Here is a 16934-nt window from a genome sequence, read left to right as displayed (position 1 = left end):
GAAATTGAGGGAAAGCCCGCCCCGAGGTGGGGCGGGCAGGTGCCGCAGGATCAGCCCGCGACGGTCACGGCATCGGTGATGACGGCGAAGGATTGCGCATGGCGCACGGCAATGTCCCATTCCGAATGGGCGATGATGCGCACGTTGCCCTTGGCGGCTTCGGTCACGTCATCGACCACAATGTCGATGCCGCCCCACTGGCCGATCAGCAGGTCCGACCAGTTGCCGAAGATCAGGGTCGACAGGTCTTCGCCGGTGCCCTTTTCACCATCCGAAGGCACAAGATTGCTGAAGGCCGCCTTGTAACCTGCGATGGTCCAGTCGGTGCCGATCCGCTGAAGGATCATCTGTTGCGCGCCGTCCGCCGTCTGGGTGGAAAGCAGGGTCCCCTTCACAAAGTGGTTGGTCAGCCAGCCATAGGACGTGCCTGCCACGTTCTCGGCTTCTACCTCGGCCATAAGCCGGGTCAGGAACGGGAAGTGCGGGACCCCGCCATTTGCACCGATTGCCACCGATCCGATGCCCACGGTATTCAGGATGCCGCGCAGCACGGTGGCGCTACCCGCGCCCGAGATTGCCGCCCGGTCCAGTTCGATACCGATGGACCGGCGCAGGTCATTGCGCAACAGCACGTCCAGTCCCGGCAGGGACTGCTTCAGTTGCCGCCTCGAAAGCTGACTGCGGGCAGACAGTTGCTTCAGGGTCAGTGGAACGCTGTCGAAGACAGGTGAGGACTCGGAGGCAGCGGCGTCTTCCCCGATCCACTCGGCAGCGGTGCCCGACACCATGCGCGGGATCGACACGTTTTCCACCAGACCCGGCAGGGTAGTGGCCCCGAGGCCCATCACGGCAACCTCCGGGCGCAGGGCGTCGATGAAAGCCGAAGCCATGTGATCGGTGCCGATCAGCGCCGGGGCGGTGGCCGTGGTGATGACCGCGCGGCCGAACACGGCCGGGGGCACATAGAAGCCCGAGGCGGACTTGCCCACGGCGCGGGTGGTTTCCTGTGCCACTTCACGCTCGAAGCCCGCGTCCGACCAGTTGCCCGACAGTTCGGCGGCAATGGCGCGGGTCAGGCTGTATTCGCGTTCGCCACCGCGACGGATCGCCGGGGCAAACATGCGCTGGCGCGTGGCGGTGGCCGTATCGGACCCGATGAAGTCAAGGGCTTGGCGCTGGAAATCGGCCAGGGTGGTGCCGTCTTCGATGGCGGCGGCCAGCATGTCGCCGGGCATGTTCATTTGGCGGGCGGTGGCTTCGATTTCGCGGACGCGATGGCGTTCGGCGCGAGTGGCTTCCATCGCGGCCGTGGCCGAGGCGAAAGGGGCCGGATTGACCGGCGCAGCGGGGTTCGGGGTGGTCATAGAAGATCCTTTCAGGGCGGGGGTAAACGAACGGCCGATGCCCACGGAAGGGTCGGCAGGGGTGGCGACAAGAGAGACTTCCAGCAATTCCCAGCCGGTCACGCGAACCACCGGGACGCCTTCCAGATCGCCCACCACCTCAAAGGCATGGGCGGCGTATCCGACAGACACGCTTTGCACCTCGGCCGCGCGAACGCGGGCCAGCATGGCCTCGCCCTCGGGGGTAGCGGCGAAGGTGACAATGGCTTTCCCCCGCGCCCCTTCGATCCATGCGCGGGCAACGGTGCCCACCTTGGAATCAAGGTCGCGGCGGTGGTCCTTCAGAAGCGGAACAGCGCCCGCCGCAATGCGCGACAGGTCCACCTCTTGGGGCCGGTGGCCGAGGACTTCCCAGCCGGGGCCAAAGCTGTAGTCGCGCAGAACCGGCGCTTCCGAGGAAAACGACAGCGCCACGGTGCGGTCGTCGCCCCCTTCGGCCTGCACCTCGGCCAGCACGGCCGCGCCGATGCGGGTTGCCGCATCCCCGGCACCCGCGCCCATGTCAGTGAAGCGCGCGGTCATACTGCCCTCCTTGTTTCACGGTGGCGCAGCCCTCGGCCTTGGCCTTGGCGGCCAGCACGGCGACCCGATAGGGATTCACCCCGATCAGACCCGCACCCGAGGCTTCGGCCTCGGCGGTGAAGGTGGCGAGGCGGGCGTCATCATCCGACACGATGCCCACCGGGGCTTTCCGGTCCAGCCGGTAAAGCACAAGGGCGCGCGGCCCACGGGTCAGGGCGGCGTCGATCCGGTCGGCCGCATCGCGCAGAACGGCCAGCGCAACCTCGCGCTTCAGGCCGAGGCCATGCAATTCGCGGATCAGCACGGCCAGACAGGCCGCCACCACGTCCGCCCGATCCACCGCCACAAATCCGGGCGGGGTCTTTTGGTTCACTTCATGCCGCAGCATCCGATTTTCCCTTTCATTACAACAACCCCAATGCAAACACCCAGCCTGCAAAATCTTCAGACTGCCCAAAGTAACGTGGCCGCGAATTACCCCACGTTGCTTATGGGGGAAGGACCCAAAGGGGGGGTGGGGGGCCGAGTCTAGGGCGATTTGTGCCGGGTCCAAAGATGCGAACGGGAAGGCGGGACGCTCTTCCACCAAAGAACGGTCCTGCCCCGCCTTCCCTGCCCGCAAGGTGCCAGCGCGTGTTTCCCCAACCGCGCCGACTGATCCGGGCGGGAAGCCTTCCAAACCCGCCCGAAAGGAATTGAACGCGGCCAGCATCACGCGGCCACCTGCGCCGCCGGGCGCATGAAGGTTGTCGGGTCTTCGCCCAGCCAAAGCGCGATTGAGCGGCAAAGGTGCGAGAGGTTCAGCACCACCAGCGGCTCGCCCTCTTCCTCATGCCCGGCCAGTCGCGCGGCCTCTGCCATGGAGCCATGGTAACGATCACCGACAAAGGCAAAGGCCGTGCGGCCACCTGCGTCTTCCGTGATCGGGCTGGGAGAGTTGATAATCAGAATGGTTTCGCCCTCGGGGTAGAGGGGCGACCACCGCACCGGATGGCCCTCGGGCGCATCGGTGCCGAACGCAAAGCGGAAGCCCAGCCGGAACGCCTCTTCAGCCTTGACCCCGTATCGGATCAGCCGGAAGCCGATGGACAGCACCACCACCGCCTCGTCTGTCAGATAGCGGCGCAGCCACCGCTGATTTTCGCAGACCGGCGCGCGGTTGGGGCCGATGTGATCTTCAAGGCTTTCGCCCGCCTCGCCAAAGATCGCGGACAGGATAGCACCCGGCCCGTAAATGTAATTGTTGAGCGTGGTCCGCCCGGTGCCGATGATGTGCAGCGCATGGGCAATCGGGTGGCGCTTTTCGGTTTGCATCGCTTCGGCGTCCTTATCCTGTGGCGACTGGTTCAAGTCGCGGCAAGATCAGACATGCCAGATGAAAGCTAACGCGCCCCAACAGCACCGGGCGGTTATGGTCACACAACGCAACACACAACTTTGCGCCCGGCCAGACCCGTGGTGACGGGCCTCGGGGCAAGCCTTGCCCCGGAACAGGGCAACGGCAGGGCAGCTTCAATCTCGGCCTTTTCCCATTAGTGTCATGGGCTTGCGACAGATCGGGGCAGTTGGGGCAACAAAGCCCTATAGTCGGACCTACAAATTCCTTGTTTCCTCAAGTTTTTTAGGTTCGGCGTATAGATTACCTGCCCTATCTGCCCCAAAGAATATCTAAGATCATAAAAACAAATAGAAAAACGACATTTAATCGGCAAAATTCCTGCCCCAAGCCTGCCCCAAACCCCACCCCCTCGGGGCAGCACCTGCCCCAAACTGCCCCGCAAGCCCCCGCTTCCGCCTCGCATCCTCTTCGCCCGGCGAACGCCGGGCGGCATTGTTCCTCTTCCCCCGGTCAAAGATCGGGGCAGATCGGTTTATGTGTGGGAACAAGGGGGCGCGGGGCAGAGAGGGTGCGGGTGGCGCGGCGAGCGCCCGAAACGACGCGGCCCGCCAGACCTGAGCAAGGTGCGAAGCGGGCCGCTAACGCGCTACTCTTCCGGGGCAGGGCGTAGTGGAACGATGCCGCTACAGATCATTCCAAACTTCTAAGATGGCGCGCGACGGTTGGACCACTTCGAGTCTACCCGAGATGCCAGTAGGAAGGGGCTTGCCGTTGCAGGGTGGTCATACCTATGGTTGCCAAGCATCAGCATAGGCGGGGAAAATGCCAACAATCCAAGAGCAATTCGGTCAGGCTGCAATCAATACGTTCGTGGATTTCTGCCGTGCAGATATTCGCGCGGTCGCAGATTTGGAAGCCGTTGAGTTTGCACATGTAGCAGATCCGGCGTTGCGCAGGTATTTGGCACAAACCCATTACGGGGCTAGGTGGCTGTATAAGCTGGGATTGAGCGTCTTGGTGCAAGGCGATGAATCCATTGCGCACGTCCGCACCCAAGTTATCGACTACGGGTCAATCTGCGAAGCTTTGCTTAGTGACTGCATTCTGCATGGCATCAGAGGCAACGCCATGACGGGAACCAAGTATCTGACCAAGGACGGTGGCCCCGCGAGAGCGGGGAACAATATTGGCTGGAATGCTGCGACGGCACCGGCACAAATCACTAAGAGAAACTTTTGGTGGTTGATCGAAGTGGCAGGCGAGGAAGGTATCCTGACACCAGCCCAGAAAGGGGCCGTGACGAAACTGCGCAAGCTGCGCAACACTGTCCACATCACCGAGCTTGCGACGACGCAAGGGCACTACTACCGCACTCTCGCTAAGCTTTCACTTGGCACGGTCCAAGACGTGATTGCGGCAACGCGGGCCTATAAGGTTGCCCATCCCTAGCCGCAGGTTCCCCCTTAGTCGTTTTGCATGGGGCAGCTAAGCCGTTGATTTCAGGAAGGGCCAAAACGATGCCTTTTGAAGAATTTCCCTTACATTTCAACGAAAGCCGTGGGATTGCAAATCCGTGAAGATCGGTTCGATTCCGATACCCGCCTCCATATTCCTTTATCAATTGGTTGATCCAGTGCCCGCGCGGCATGCACCCCTTGCAGGGGGTGTTGAACCTGTGCCTGAAAGCGGTTCAGATGGGGCAAGCGGGCGCGGCGCGGGTCCGGGTGCCTGCGCTGGTGCCGGGTTTGCGGCCAGGATGCGGGGCCAGTCTGTAGGAGAGCAAGGCCTGATGTCAGAACGCCCCGGCCCGATTGTCTTTGGCAGGCCCCTGATGCCGCGACAGCAGGATCTTGAGCAGCTGTTGGGTCCGGTCTTTGGCTCGGCGCAGCTGACCAATGGCGGCGCGCTGCATGACCGGCTGGAAGCGGCACTGCGCCAAGACCTGGGCGGCCATGTATCGCTGGTGTCTTCTGGCACCATGGCACTGATGCTGGCCCTGCGGCTGGGCAACCTGGCCCGGGGCGGCGAGGTGATCACCCCGCCGCTCAGCTTTGCGGCCTCGGTGCAGGCGATCGACTGGTGCGGCTTCAGGCCGGTGTTTGCCGATGTGGAGCCGGCGTTTGGCACGCTCTGCCCGCTGGCGGTGGAGACCGCGATCACCCCGCGCAGCGTGGCCATTCTGGCGGTGCATTTTCAGGGCATCGCCTGTGATGTGGCCGCGCTGGAGGATATCGCGCGCCGCCATGGGCTTTGGCTGGTGTTCGATGCGGCACAGGCCCCGGATATAGAGCTGTCGGGGCGCAACATCTGTCTGTCGGGCGATGCCAGCGCGCTGTCGCTGCATGCCACCAAATTGCTGAGCACGGCAGAGGGTGGCGCCGTGGTCTTGCGTGAGGCGGGGCTGGCGCCAAAGCTGGCCCAACTGCGCAACTTCGGGCTGGACGGGGGGCAGATGACCGGCCCCGGGATCAATGCCAAGATGTCGGACCTGCACGCCGCCTTCGGGCTGGCGGTGCTGCCCCGGGTGGCGCAAGAAAGGGCGGCGCGCCGTCAGCTGCGGCGCTGGTATGACGCCGGTTTTGCCGGGATGCCGGGGGCCAGCGTGCTGCCGCCCCGCCCCGGCAGCAGCGAAAGCCATCTGTATTACACGCTGGTGATGCCGTCCGAGCAGCGCGATGCCACCATCGCCAGCCTGCAGGCCGATGATATCCTGCCGCGCGCGCCGTTTCCGCTGCTCTGCGGTCCGGGCACGATGTTTGAGGGCGCGGTGGTGCACAGCAGCCGCGCCCGCGCCGTTGCACAGACGCTGGCCGGACATTACCTGTCCCTGCCGCTCTACGGCGCGATGGGGCGCGCGGGGGTGGACCGGGTGGTCAAGGCGGTGCGGCGGGTGCTGGGATGAGGGAGGGGCAGATGCAGGGGGTCGAAGCGTTCGACGAGGTGGTGCTTTACGGCGCGCGCGGCCACAGCCAGATGATCCTCATGGTGCTGCAGGGCCTGTGGCAGGACAGGGTGCGCCTGCGGGCGGTGGTCGATGATCTGGACCATGGTTTCCTCCATCCGGCCCTGAATGTGCCGGTGATCTCGGGGGCCGAGCGTGCCGCGCGCTTTGCGCAGGTGCCGGTGCTCCTGTCGATGGGCGACGGGCGGGTGCGGGCAAGGATTGCGGCGCGGCTGGCAGAGGAAGGCGCGGTGCTGGCCACGGCGATCCGGCGCAGGCCCGATCTGGTGGCCGCCAATCTGCAGGTGGGGCCGGGCTGCGTGATCTATCCCGAAACGCCGATCAGCCCCAATGTGGTGCTGGGGGCCGGGGTGCAGGTGCTGGCGCAGGCGATCGGCCATGATGTGACGGTGGGTGATTTTGCGACCCTTGCCATCGGGTCGATCCTGAATGGCCATGTGCATGTCGGTGCCATGGCCACCATCGGGTCTGGCGCCATTCTTTGCAACGGCAGGCCGGGGCGGCCATTGCAGATCGGCGACGGCGCGGTGATCGGGGTGGGGGCGGTTGTCCTGCGCGACGTGCCGGCGGGCGCGCGGATGATGGGCAACCCGGCGATGCCGCTGCGCGATTGGGCGCGGCTGCAGGCGCTGGTCAGGAAGGGCCGGGGAGCAGGGTAAGGAGCGCGTCCAGATAGCGCTCCGGATCCAGATAGGGGCGCAGCATCGCGCGACGCTTGCGCCGCGCGGCCGGCGTTTCGCTGCGCGCGAAGGCCAGCGCCGCCGCAGCAAACCCTGCCCTGTCGTCGCAGGCCACGAATTGCCCCAGCGGATCGATCAGACCGCGCAGGCCAATGTCGGCCCCATAGCCGACGAAGGGCGTGCCGGTGGCTGTGGCATGGATCAGGGTCGTCGGCCCGGGATCTTCGCGCGAGGTCAGCAGATAGGCGCTTGCCGCCGCATAGCAGGCCAGCGAGTCGGGCACAAAGCCGGGCAGGATCAGCGGCAGGCCCTTGCCCCGCGCCGCCTCTGCCAGGGACAGCGACCAGTCGGTCATTGCCCCAAGCCAGACAAAGACCGCATCGGGGCATTGGGCCTGAATGTCCTGCGCGGCCTGCACAAAGAGGTCAAACCCCTTGCGATGGTCTGCCAGCCCTGCCCCCACAAACAGCGCCCGCCCGGCGCGCTGCCGGTGCCAGCGGCGGAAAGCCGACAGGGGCGCGGGCGGCAGCGCGGCACCGGGAGACTGTACCGCCAGCGGCCCCAGATCGGGGGCGAGGGCCGTCGCCATGCGGGGAAAAGACGCGATCAGCCGCGCGCCGGCGCCTTGGGCGGCGATCAGGTCCGGCAACAGGCCGCGCGCTGCCAGATAACCGCGCATCTCGTGGATCATCAGCGCGGTTGGCAGCCCGGCCTGCGCGGCCGCACCGGCAATGAAGGCCGCTTCGGCGCTGTGGACAAGGGCCGGAACACCGGACCCGATGCCAGACAGCAGCCCCGCCACATCCCAGCCATCGGCCAGCACGAACACCGGGCCCAGGCGTTCCAGATCGGGGACCAATGGGCCACCGTCGCGCAGCACGAAGAGCGGCGCATGGCCGCGCTTGCGCAGCAGCCTCGCCATGTCGCGCACCAAGAGCGGCGTGCCCGCCTCTTGCGCGTCATGCACCCCAAGGACGACCGGGCGCGACAGATGCGCCACGGCCTGCGCCGCCGCTGCCGCCGATTGCGCGGCGCTGCGCGGGTCGGGCCTTGGCAGATGGCCCGCCGCCTGCCCTGCCGCGATGTAATGCGCAAAGGCGCACCTGTCGGTCAGCCGCAGATAGCGGCGCGTGTAATAGCGCGCGTCGAACCCGTCGGACGGGTTGCGCCCTTCGCAGTCGCCATGGCGCGCGAAATGTCCCGCCGGGGACAGGTCCGCCGCTGCAACATCGGGATAACGCCGCAGATAGGAGGCGGGGTCGAACAGCGGATGCGGGCTGCGCCAGCCCCCCGCCCCATCGCGCGCCAGAAAATCATCCAGCGCGGTGGCGGCCCCTTCGGCCTGCCAGTCGGGGTAGCGCGCCTTGTAATGGCGGGTGGAAAAATAGGGCGACGGATCAAGCCCCAGCCTGTCGCCCTGCATGCGGAAATGCGCCAGCGGGTCAGGCACCGGTGCGGCAAGCTGGCGCTGGTAATGGCTTGCGTCGAAAAAGCCCTGACAATCGGCTGCGGTCATGCGCCCAACATCCCGGCGTGCAGGGCGCGGCGCACATCTTCGTTGCGGCTGGCCAGGATCTGCTGGCCCTTGTGCTGCTGGCTGGCCTGGGGCGCCACCCGGATCATCCGGTAGCCGCCCGCCTGACAGACCACGCCCAGCAACCGTTCGATGGCATGGGCGGGGGTGGCATCGACCTGACCGGATTCGTCAGGGAAATGGCTGGCCGTCAGCCCCAGCCCCAGCAGCGGTTGCAGCGCGGCGGCCCTGGCCCAGAACATCGAGCCCACCGGAAAATCCAGCTCTGCATCGGGCGGCAGGGCAAGGTCTGGCCCGATGCGCGCGGCAATCTCACGCGCGATCTCCAGGTTGTCGCCCCAATGCGCCGCCGCCAGCACCGAGCGGTAGGTCAGAGGGGCCACCATGCCGAGGTCGGGCAGCGACTGGAACAGCGACAGGATGCGGAACACCTCTTCGCGGTTGGGCAGCAGGCAGGTCAGGCAATGGTCAAGCCATTGGTCCAACCCTGACGCATGCGGGGATTTCTTGCCATGCAGGTGCAGCACGATGTCATGATCGGCATGGGCATCGGCAAAGCCGACCAGCTTGCCGCAGATATCGCGCCCCCGGTTCGGCAGCACCCGCAGCTCTGCCTGTGGCAGCTCTGCCCTGATCGCCCGCGCCTTTTCTGCCGTGTCGGTTGAGACATAGAGCCGGTAGGGCAGGTCCAGCGCCGCGAAGCGATTTCGAAACACTGTTGCAAGGTCGGGATAATACAGATGGAGAAACACCCCGACCGACAGATCGCCGCGCGCCAGCGCCTTGCGCGGCCAGAGCCGCAGATGGCGCTTTTGCCGATCGCGCGAAAAGCCGGCGGGGGTATGGGCATAGAGCGGCCTGTTGGTCAGCAGGCGGATGGCGGTCTGCACCGGGTCCAGCCCGTCATCGCCATGCGCCAGCGCCAGACAGGCTCCGGCCGGGCTTTCCAGCAGCCGCCGCGCCCGGGCGCACAGCGGTGCCAGCGTGGCCAGCGCCGCAGGGGAGGCCCGGTTCAGCGCGGCGGATTGCGCGGCGCGGTGATCCTGCATCCCGGCGTGGATGACGCCCTGCCCTGCGTGATCGGGCGGGGCCAGAACGGTCAGCCCGGCAAAGGAGGCCTGTCGCGCGATGACTGCGCCGATGCGCCCCACCGCCAGGGCCGCCCGGCGCATGGCCGCTTCCACCCCCAAACCCGGCGGCGTGGATGTGGGGTCTGACAGGATCAGGGTCACATCCGGCTGGCCCTGGGCGATCAGCGCATCCAGACGGGTCTCAAACCGGCTGATGCTGTCTTCCTCCCCGTCCGGGCAATCGGTCAGGCTGACCGGCGTCCGCGCCCCCCGCAGGGGCTGTGGCGGCATCAGGGCAAAGGCCGGGCGGGCGCGCGCGTTGTGCTCAAGCAGCCCTTCCGCGCAGCGGGCAAGGACGGCGGCACGGTTTGCAAAGCTGTAGTGCGCCGCCACGCTGGCCGCGACGCGCGCCCGCTGTTGCAGGCTGGGGGCGGGGGCCAAGAGGCGCCTCAGCAAGGGGCCAAGCGCATCCCCTGCCCCGCATTGGTGCAGCCCGTGCAGATGCGGATCGGCGAATCCCGCCACCGGGTCTGACACCACCTGCGCGCCACAGGCCAGCGCGTCAAAGCTGCGGTTGTTCATGAAGCCCAGCTCGGCCATATAGGGCATGTGGCTGTTGAGCACGATGCGCGACCGGGCATAGACCTGCGCCAGTTCGGCACTGTCCAGCCTTGTGCCGCACAGATGGCGGTCGGGCACCACGCCCTCCCAGCCCTGCCCCCAGATCCTGACATCAAAGCCCAGTTCAAGCGCCGCCCGCACCGTCAGGCGCGGGGCGCGGGGCGCGTGGTTGCCGACAAAGCTGATGTCGAAATCCACCGGCAGATCGCCCGCGGCCCCAGGGGTGAACAGGCGGGTGTCGGTGGCCTGCGGCAGGTGCACGGCGGTCAAACCGCTTGCCAGACAGCGCCTGACCAATTCGTCCGAGGCCAGAAAAAGCGCCTGATAGCGTGCGAGACAGGCCAGCGGGGCCATATTGGGCGGGCTGATCATCCACAAAAGGTTGGGCACTCCGGGCACCGGCTCATCCAGATGCGGACCAATGAGGCGCAAGACCACATCGCGCTGCCCGGTCAGCGCCGGGGTTTCATCGCGGAAAAACAGCTGCGACGCATGGCCGATCTGCGCGAGGGCCTCGGCCAGGCTGTGCGCAAAGGGCAGATCGCCCCAGCTTTCGGCATTGGTCCGGCGCGCGTTCAGGCCGATATGAAAGTGCATCGCCACCGCCTAGCCCTGTGGCCCGCGCAACTCGGCAAAGGCGCGGTAGAGGTGCAGCGCCAGATTGCGCGGCAAAGCGGCTGAATCGGCAGCATGCAGGCAATCGCAATACAGCCGGTAGCCTTCTTCTGTGCGCAGCAGCGCCGCACTGCGCTGGCGGTGCCAGTCGCAGCCGCGCTGGTGCAGCGCCTCAACCCCCGGCACTTGCCGCAGCCTGGCCATCTCTGCCGCCAAGGCATCGGACCAATGGGAGATGGCGGTATTTCGGACAGTGTTGAAATTCCGCTCCACCCAATAGCTCAGGTCAATCGCCTTGCCGGTCCGGTTGGCCAATCCGCGCGCGGTCTTGACCAGAAAGCTTTCGACCGAGCGCAGCGAATAATGGTTCAGCTCGATGATGCGGCGGCCGGGCGTCAGGGTGGGCAGGGCGATCTGGGCTTCGCGCGCGGCAAAATCATCCGTCAGCCGCTGGCCGGAGCCATCGGCCCAGACCGGCAGCGGGCCGGTGGGCTGCCGTTTTGGCCGGTGGACGCCCGGCTTGTGGAACCGCGCCGGGCGGAACAGGGTCTTGATATAGCGCGCGGCAATGGGGTGGGACAGGTCTTCGGGGGCCGAGCGCTGGAACTGCGCGGTCACCGGGGCGTCGTCAAACCGCACATGCCCGCTGGCCCCGAACAGCCGCCAGGGCATGGCAATGGCATCGGTGCCCTCTGGCACGGCGGCAATGGCATCGGCCAGCCGGTGCCCCGGCGCATGGATCAGGGGGAATTCATCGACATCGACACACATCGCCCAGTCCATCCCCGCCAGCATGCGGTCGCGCGCCACCCGTTGCAGGGCCTGCCATTGCACGCTTTTGCCCGGTGCTGCGCGATGGGGGATGTGGCGCAGCAGGCCCTGCGCGGCCAGACAGGAAAGCAGATCATCGCTGCCATCTTCGCAATCATTGGAAAAGACCACGAAATCCGACACGCCGATCAGCCGGTGATAGGCGATCCATTCCAGCAGAAACGGGCCTTCGTTGCGCACACAGGTGAAGGCAAGGATCTTCAACGGCACACTCCCTTTGCCGGGCTGCGACCAGACCATCCGCCCGGCGGGCCTCTGGCGCTACAGTCCGGGTTCAGGCCGGTCCTGTCCATCCGGCCAACGGGCATGATGTGTCGCAGCCAAAGGAAACTTACAAGATGTTGCGATCCGGGCACGTCATGCCTGCGACAGCAGAGGCGCGGGATCACGGCAGCGTGATTCGGCGGCAGGATGGCCTCGAAGGATCGGCACCGGGCCACCTCGGGCGGGGCCGGACCCCCAGACCCTGCCGAGCAAGGCCGCGCAAGCACCACCGCATGCCTTGCCCCTTCTGCCGCGCCTCCTTGAGACCGCAGATGGGAGAGCCGATGCCTTTGCAGACTTAAAGCCTTGCAGCACAAAGGCTTGACCTGCGCTTTGCCCATCGCCGGACACGGCTTGCCCGCCCCGCACAGCAGCAGAAAACCCCTGTTTTCGCGCCGAACCTGAGGGCCCACATTAGATTTTACATATAGTATTACTTTTGCTAGCCTCCTCTCAGGTCGACGGGAGGAGACGTCTGCCGCACAATCCTAGGGAGGGATTCATGTCCATTATCAAAAAGCTCGCGCTGGTCGCGGGCATCGGCGCACTCATGTCTTCAACCGCCTCTGCCGAGGGTCTTGCGGGCAAGGTGATCGGCTTTTCGCAGATCGGGTCCGAATCCGGCTGGCGCGCGGCGGAAACCTCGGTGACACGGGCCGAGGCCGAGCGGCTTGGCGTCGATCTGAAATTCGCCGATGCCCAGCAGAAACAGGAAAACCAGATCAAGGCATTGCGGGGCTTCATCGCGCAAGGTGTTGACGCGATCCTGATTGCCCCTGTCGTCTCGACCGGGTGGGAAGAGGTGCTGACCGAGGCGAAAGAGGCCGAAATTCCGGTGGTGCTGCTCGACCGTGGCATCGACGCGCCCGAAGATCTGTATCTGACCTCCGTCGCCTCCGATCAGGTGAAAGAGGGCCGCGTGGCCGGTGAATGGCTGGTGGGCGAAGTGGGGGACCGCGACTGCAAGGTGGTGGAACTGCAAGGCACCGTCGGCTCATCCCCCGCCATCAACCGCAAGCAGGGCTTTGAAGAAGGCATCGCGGCCGCCAGCAACATCAGCATCATCCGCAGCCAGACCGGCGATTTTACCCGCTCCAAGGGCAAGGAAGTGATGGAAGGCTTCCTCAAGGCCGAAGGCGGCGGGGCCGAGATCTGCGCCGTTTACGCCCATAATGATGACATGGCCGTGGGGGCGATTCAGGCGATCAAGGATGCTGGCCTTAAGCCGGGCAGCGATATTCTGGTGGTGTCGATCGACGCCGTGCCCGATATCTTTGCCGCCATGGCCGCAGGCGAGGCCAATGCCACGGTGGAGCTGACGCCGAACATGGCAGGCCCGGCATTCGAGGCGCTGGATGCGTTCCTGAACGCAGGCACCATGCCTGAAAAGTTCATCATCACCGAATCCAAGCTCTACACCCCGGCGGATGATCCGCAGGGCGAATACGACCGCCGCAAGGGTCTGGGCTACTGATCTGCCCCGCAACGGCAGCTGTCGGCGGGGGAAATCCCGCCGACAGCATTGCTTTGGCTGTGAAAAACAAGACCTAATAGCGGGCAGGACTCGGGGGAGCAGGACATGACGGATGCGGCACATCCGGTGCTGGAGGCACGCGGGATCGTCAAGATATTCGGCCAGCACAGGGCGCTGGACGGGGTGAATTTCGCGGTGCGCGCGGGCGAAGTGCACGCCCTCTTGGGCGAAAACGGGGCCGGAAAATCCACGCTGATCAAGATCCTGACCGGGGCCTATCAGCCCGATGGCGGTGATATCCTGCTGGAGGGTGCCCCGGTGCGCTTTACCGATCCGCTCAATGCGCAAGGGTCTGGCATCGGTACGGTCTATCAGGAGGTGAACCTGCTGCCCAACCGGTCAGTGGCGGAAAACCTGTTTCTGGGCCGCCAGCCGACGCGCTTTGGCCTGGTGCAGCGCAAATCCATCGTGACGCAGGCCGCCGCCCTGATGGCGACCTATGGTCTGGACATCGACGTGCGGGCGGAACTGGGCAGCTATTCGGTGGCGGTGCAGCAGATTGTCGCCATCGCCCGGGCGGTGGAACTCTCGGGCAAGGTGCTGGTGCTGGATGAACCCACCGCCAGCCTTGACCGCAATGAGGTGGACAAGCTGTTTGATGTGGTGCGCAGCCTCAAGGCGCGCGGGCTGGGCATCATCTTCATCACCCATTTCCTCGATCAGGTCTTTGCGGTGTCGGACCGCGTGACCATCCTGCGCAATGGCCAGCTGATCGGCACCCGCGACCTGAGCACGGTGACCGCAACCGAGGTGGTGCGGATGATGCTGGGCAAGGACCTGGCCTATGCCCATGCCGCCCCCCCGGTGGACGAGGCGGCCAAGGGCCCGGTCAAGGTGACCTTCACCGGCCTTGGCCGCGCGGGCCGTGTGGCCCCTTTCACCCTGTCGCTGCATGCGGGCGAAGTGGTGGGGGTGGCGGGTCTTCTGGGCTCTGGCCGCACGGAAATGGCGCGGCTGATGTTCGGGGTGGATACGGCTGATGAGGGCGAGACCATCGTGGATGGCAGGCCGGTGCGCGTGCGCAATCCGGCGCAGGCAGTGGCGGCAGGCTTTGGCTTTTGCCCCGAAGACCGCAAGCTGGACGGGATTTTCGGCGAATTGTCGGTGCGCGAGAACATCATCATCGCGCTGCAGGCCAAGCTGGGCTGGTTCCGCGCCCTGCACCGGGATGAACAGGATGAAATCGCCGGGCGCTATGCCGATGATCTGGACATCCGCGCCGCCAATCATGACATGCCGGTAAAACTGCTGTCGGGCGGCAATCAGCAAAAGGTGATCCTGGCCCGCTGGCTGGCCAATGACCCGACCTTCCTGATCCTGGATGAACCCACACGCGGCATCGACGTGGGCGCGCATGCCGAGATTGTACGCACCATCAACCGCCTGCGCGAAGAGGGGCTGGCGCTGCTGGTGATCTCTTCCGAGCTTGACGAGGTGGTGGCCTATTCCAACCGCGTGGTGGTGATGCGCGACCGCAAAATGGTGGCGGAACTGCACGGGGCCGATATCACCCCGGCGGTCATCGTCGCCGCCATCGCCGACAACACCCTGACAACGGAGCCCGTGACATGAAACGGCAGGCCCTGACATCGGCGCTGCTGCGCCCGCAATTTGCCGCCCTTGCCGCCGTGTTGTTCATCAACTGGCTGCTGTTTCCGGGATTTTTCACCGTCACCTGGCAGGATGGCCGGTTCTTCGGCAGCCTGCTCGACGTGCTCAACCGCGGCGCGCCGGTGGCCATTCTGGCCATTGGCGTCACGGCCGTGATTGCCACAAAGGGCGTGGACCTGTCGGTGGGTGCCGTGATGGCGATTTCCGGGGCTGTGGCGGCGGTGATGGTCTCCACCGGCACGCCCGCCGCGATTGCGATTCCGGTGGCGCTGCTGGCGGGGCTGATCTGCGGGTTCTGGAACGGGGTTCTGGTGACCTACCTCGACATCCAGCCGATCATCGCCACGCTGGTGCTGATGGTGGCCGGGCGCGGCCTTGCGCAGCTGATCACCGAAGGGTCGATCGTCACCTTCTCGGACCCGGTGCTCAGTTATATCGGCACCGGCGCGCTGTTTGGCCTGCCGATGCCGGTGGTGATCGCCTTTGTGCTGATGATTGTCACCACGATTGCCGTGCGCCGCACCGCGCTTGGCCTGCTGATCGAGGCGGTGGGGGTCAACCGCTCTGCCGCGCGCTTTGCCGGCATTTCCAGCCGCTTGCTCTTGCTGCTGGTCTACAGCTTTGCCGGATTCTGCGCGGCCATTGCCGGGCTGGTGGTGGCAGGCGACATTCGCGGCGCCGATGCCAACAATGCGGGCCTGTGGCTGGAGCTGGATGCCATCCTGGCCGTGGTGCTGGGCGGCACATCCTTGCTGGGCGGGCGGTTTTCCATTCCCATGTCAGTCGTCGGCGCGCTGATCATTCAGGCGATGAACACCGGCATCCTGATTTCGGGCTTTTCGCCGCAGTTCAATCTGGTCGTCAAATCGGCGGTGATCATCCTGATTCTGGTGCTGCAATCGCCACAGGCCGGACAATGGCTCAGCCGCCGCTTCACCCCCCTGACCCCGCCCCCGAAAAGGAGCGCCAAATGAACCGCGCGCTGCGCCCGCTGCTGGCGACAACCGTGATCTTCCTGCTCGCCTATCTGGCGGCGGTGCTGCAATACCCGTCGATGCTGTCGACCCGCGTGCTGGGCAATTTCCTGACCGACAACGCCTTTCTGGGCATCGCGGCGGTGGGGATGACCTTTGTCATCATCTCGGGCGGGATTGACCTGTCGGTGGGGGCGGTGATCGGGTTTTCCACCGTGCTGATCGCCACGCTGATCATGTGGTCCGGGCTGCACCCGGCCTTGGCCTTTGCCATCACGCTGGCGGTGTCGGCGGGGTTCGGCGCGCTGATGGGGGCGGCCATCCATTACCTCAAGGTGCCGTCCTTCATCGTCACGCTGGCGGGGATGTTTCTGGCGCGTGGCGGCGCCTCGGTGCTGTCGCCCGACAGTATCGGCATCAAGCATGAGGTTTATACCGCCATCTCGCGCGCCTATATCCTGCTGCCCGGCGGCGGGCGGCTGACGGTGATCGGAATGGTGATGCTGGCGGTGTTTGCCCTTGGCATCCTCCTTGCGCATCGCACCCGCTTTGGATCTTATGTCTATGCGCTTGGCGGGAATGAGACCTCGGCCGCGCTGATGGGCGTGCCGGTGGCGCGCACCACCATTCTGGTCTACACCCTGTCCTCCACCCTTGCCGGGATCGCGGGGATCGTGTTCTCGCTCTATACCTCTGCCGGCTATTCGCTGTCTGCGCTGGGGGTAGAGCTGGATGCCATCGCCGCCGTGGTGATCGGCGGCACGCTGCTGACCGGCGGCTATGGCTTTGTGGCGGGCACCTTCATCGGGGTGATGCTGCAAGGGCTGGTGCAGACCTACATCGTCTTTGACGGCACCCTGTCCAGCTGGTGGACGAAAATCGTCATCGGCGGGCTTCTCTTCATGTTCATTCTGTTGCAAAGGCTGGTGTTCTCGGCCTCTGGTCCCCGGAAGAAGGCGTTTAGGAAATCCTGA

The 16934-nt window shown here is 65.5% G+C and carries 13 protein-coding genes and 1 tRNA gene; 8 read left to right on the top strand and 6 right to left on the bottom strand.

The window, feature by feature from the left end:
* Window positions 1-50: 50 nt before the first annotated feature.
* The 3 genes from CXR43_RS06580 to CXR43_RS06570 all read right to left on the bottom strand — a co-directional run bounded on the left by CXR43_RS06580 (window position 51) and on the right by CXR43_RS06570 (window position 3239).
* Window positions 51-1925: a phage major capsid protein gene (locus tag CXR43_RS06580; RefSeq protein ID WP_103333254.1), complete on the bottom strand. Its 1875-nt coding sequence runs from the start codon at window positions 1923-1925 to the stop codon at window positions 51-53.
* Entirely contained in the window at window positions 1906-2313 is a 408-nt protein-coding gene (locus CXR43_RS06575; RefSeq protein WP_103333253.1) for a hypothetical protein, read from the bottom strand. The genes CXR43_RS06580 and CXR43_RS06575 overlap by 20 nt, the downstream gene beginning before the upstream one ends.
* Window positions 2314-2636: 323 nt before the next feature.
* Window positions 2637-3239, bottom strand: a complete 603-nt coding sequence (locus CXR43_RS06570; protein ID WP_146036487.1) for a hypothetical protein — start codon at window positions 3237-3239, stop codon at window positions 2637-2639.
* 847 nt (window positions 3240-4086) lie between these two features.
* Between CXR43_RS06570 and CXR43_RS06565 the strand changes: the two genes are divergently transcribed.
* From CXR43_RS06565 to CXR43_RS17835, 4 genes are all read left to right on the top strand, one after another.
* Complete coding sequence (locus CXR43_RS06565; RefSeq protein ID WP_103333251.1) at window positions 4087-4713, top strand: hypothetical protein; 627 nt, start codon at window positions 4087-4089, stop codon at window positions 4711-4713.
* A gap of 31 nt (window positions 4714-4744) precedes the next feature.
* A tRNA-Cys gene (locus CXR43_RS17840) sits at window positions 4745-4871 on the top strand.
* A gap of 182 nt (window positions 4872-5053) precedes the next feature.
* Window positions 5054-6166: a DegT/DnrJ/EryC1/StrS family aminotransferase gene (locus CXR43_RS06560; protein WP_168219768.1), complete on the top strand. Its 1113-nt coding sequence runs from the start codon at window positions 5054-5056 to the stop codon at window positions 6164-6166.
* A gap of 11 nt (window positions 6167-6177) precedes the next feature.
* Window positions 6178-6885 carry an LbetaH domain-containing protein gene (locus tag CXR43_RS17835; RefSeq protein ID WP_103333249.1) on the top strand — a complete coding sequence of 236 codons (708 nt, stop codon included), beginning with the start codon at window positions 6178-6180 and terminating at the stop codon, window positions 6883-6885.
* On the opposite strand, the gene CXR43_RS06550 is transcribed toward CXR43_RS17835, so the two are convergent.
* From CXR43_RS06550 to CXR43_RS06540, 3 genes are read right to left on the bottom strand one after another with little or no spacing between them, the layout of a single operon-like run.
* Entirely contained in the window at window positions 6860-8422 is a 1563-nt protein-coding gene (locus CXR43_RS06550) for a glycosyltransferase (RefSeq protein ID WP_103333248.1), read from the bottom strand. The genes CXR43_RS17835 and CXR43_RS06550 overlap by 26 nt on opposite strands.
* Window positions 8419-10728 (bottom strand): rhamnan synthesis F family protein, encoded by a 2310-nt coding sequence (locus CXR43_RS06545; RefSeq protein ID WP_246831293.1) that lies wholly within the window; start codon window positions 10726-10728, stop codon window positions 8419-8421. The genes CXR43_RS06550 and CXR43_RS06545 overlap by 4 nt, the downstream gene beginning before the upstream one ends.
* A gap of 9 nt (window positions 10729-10737) precedes the next feature.
* Window positions 10738-11781 (bottom strand): glycosyltransferase family 2 protein, encoded by a 1044-nt coding sequence (locus CXR43_RS06540; RefSeq protein WP_168219767.1) that lies wholly within the window; start codon window positions 11779-11781, stop codon window positions 10738-10740.
* A gap of 562 nt (window positions 11782-12343) precedes the next feature.
* Here CXR43_RS06540 and ytfQ point away from each other — a divergent pair.
* The 4 genes from ytfQ to yjfF all read left to right on the top strand — a co-directional run bounded on the left by ytfQ (window position 12344) and on the right by yjfF (window position 16934).
* Window positions 12344-13315: a galactofuranose ABC transporter, galactofuranose-binding protein YtfQ gene (gene ytfQ / locus CXR43_RS06535; RefSeq protein ID WP_103333246.1), complete on the top strand. Its 972-nt coding sequence runs from the start codon at window positions 12344-12346 to the stop codon at window positions 13313-13315.
* 105 nt (window positions 13316-13420) lie between these two features.
* Complete coding sequence (locus CXR43_RS06530) at window positions 13421-14947, top strand: sugar ABC transporter ATP-binding protein (RefSeq protein WP_103333245.1); 1527 nt, start codon at window positions 13421-13423, stop codon at window positions 14945-14947.
* Window positions 14944-15960: an ABC transporter permease gene (locus CXR43_RS06525; RefSeq protein ID WP_103333244.1), complete on the top strand. Its 1017-nt coding sequence runs from the start codon at window positions 14944-14946 to the stop codon at window positions 15958-15960. Before CXR43_RS06530 ends, CXR43_RS06525 begins: the two co-directional genes overlap by 4 nt.
* Window positions 15957-16934: a galactofuranose ABC transporter, permease protein YjfF gene (gene yjfF, locus CXR43_RS06520; protein WP_103333243.1), complete on the top strand. Its 978-nt coding sequence runs from the start codon at window positions 15957-15959 to the stop codon at window positions 16932-16934. Before CXR43_RS06525 ends, yjfF begins: the two co-directional genes overlap by 4 nt.

The sequence above is a fragment of the Pseudotabrizicola formosa genome (assembly GCF_002900965.1).
GTDB lineage: Bacteria > Pseudomonadota > Alphaproteobacteria > Rhodobacterales > Rhodobacteraceae > Pseudotabrizicola > Pseudotabrizicola formosa.
Note: the sequence above shows the minus strand (reverse complement) of the source record. Positions and strands in the feature narration are given on the sequence as shown.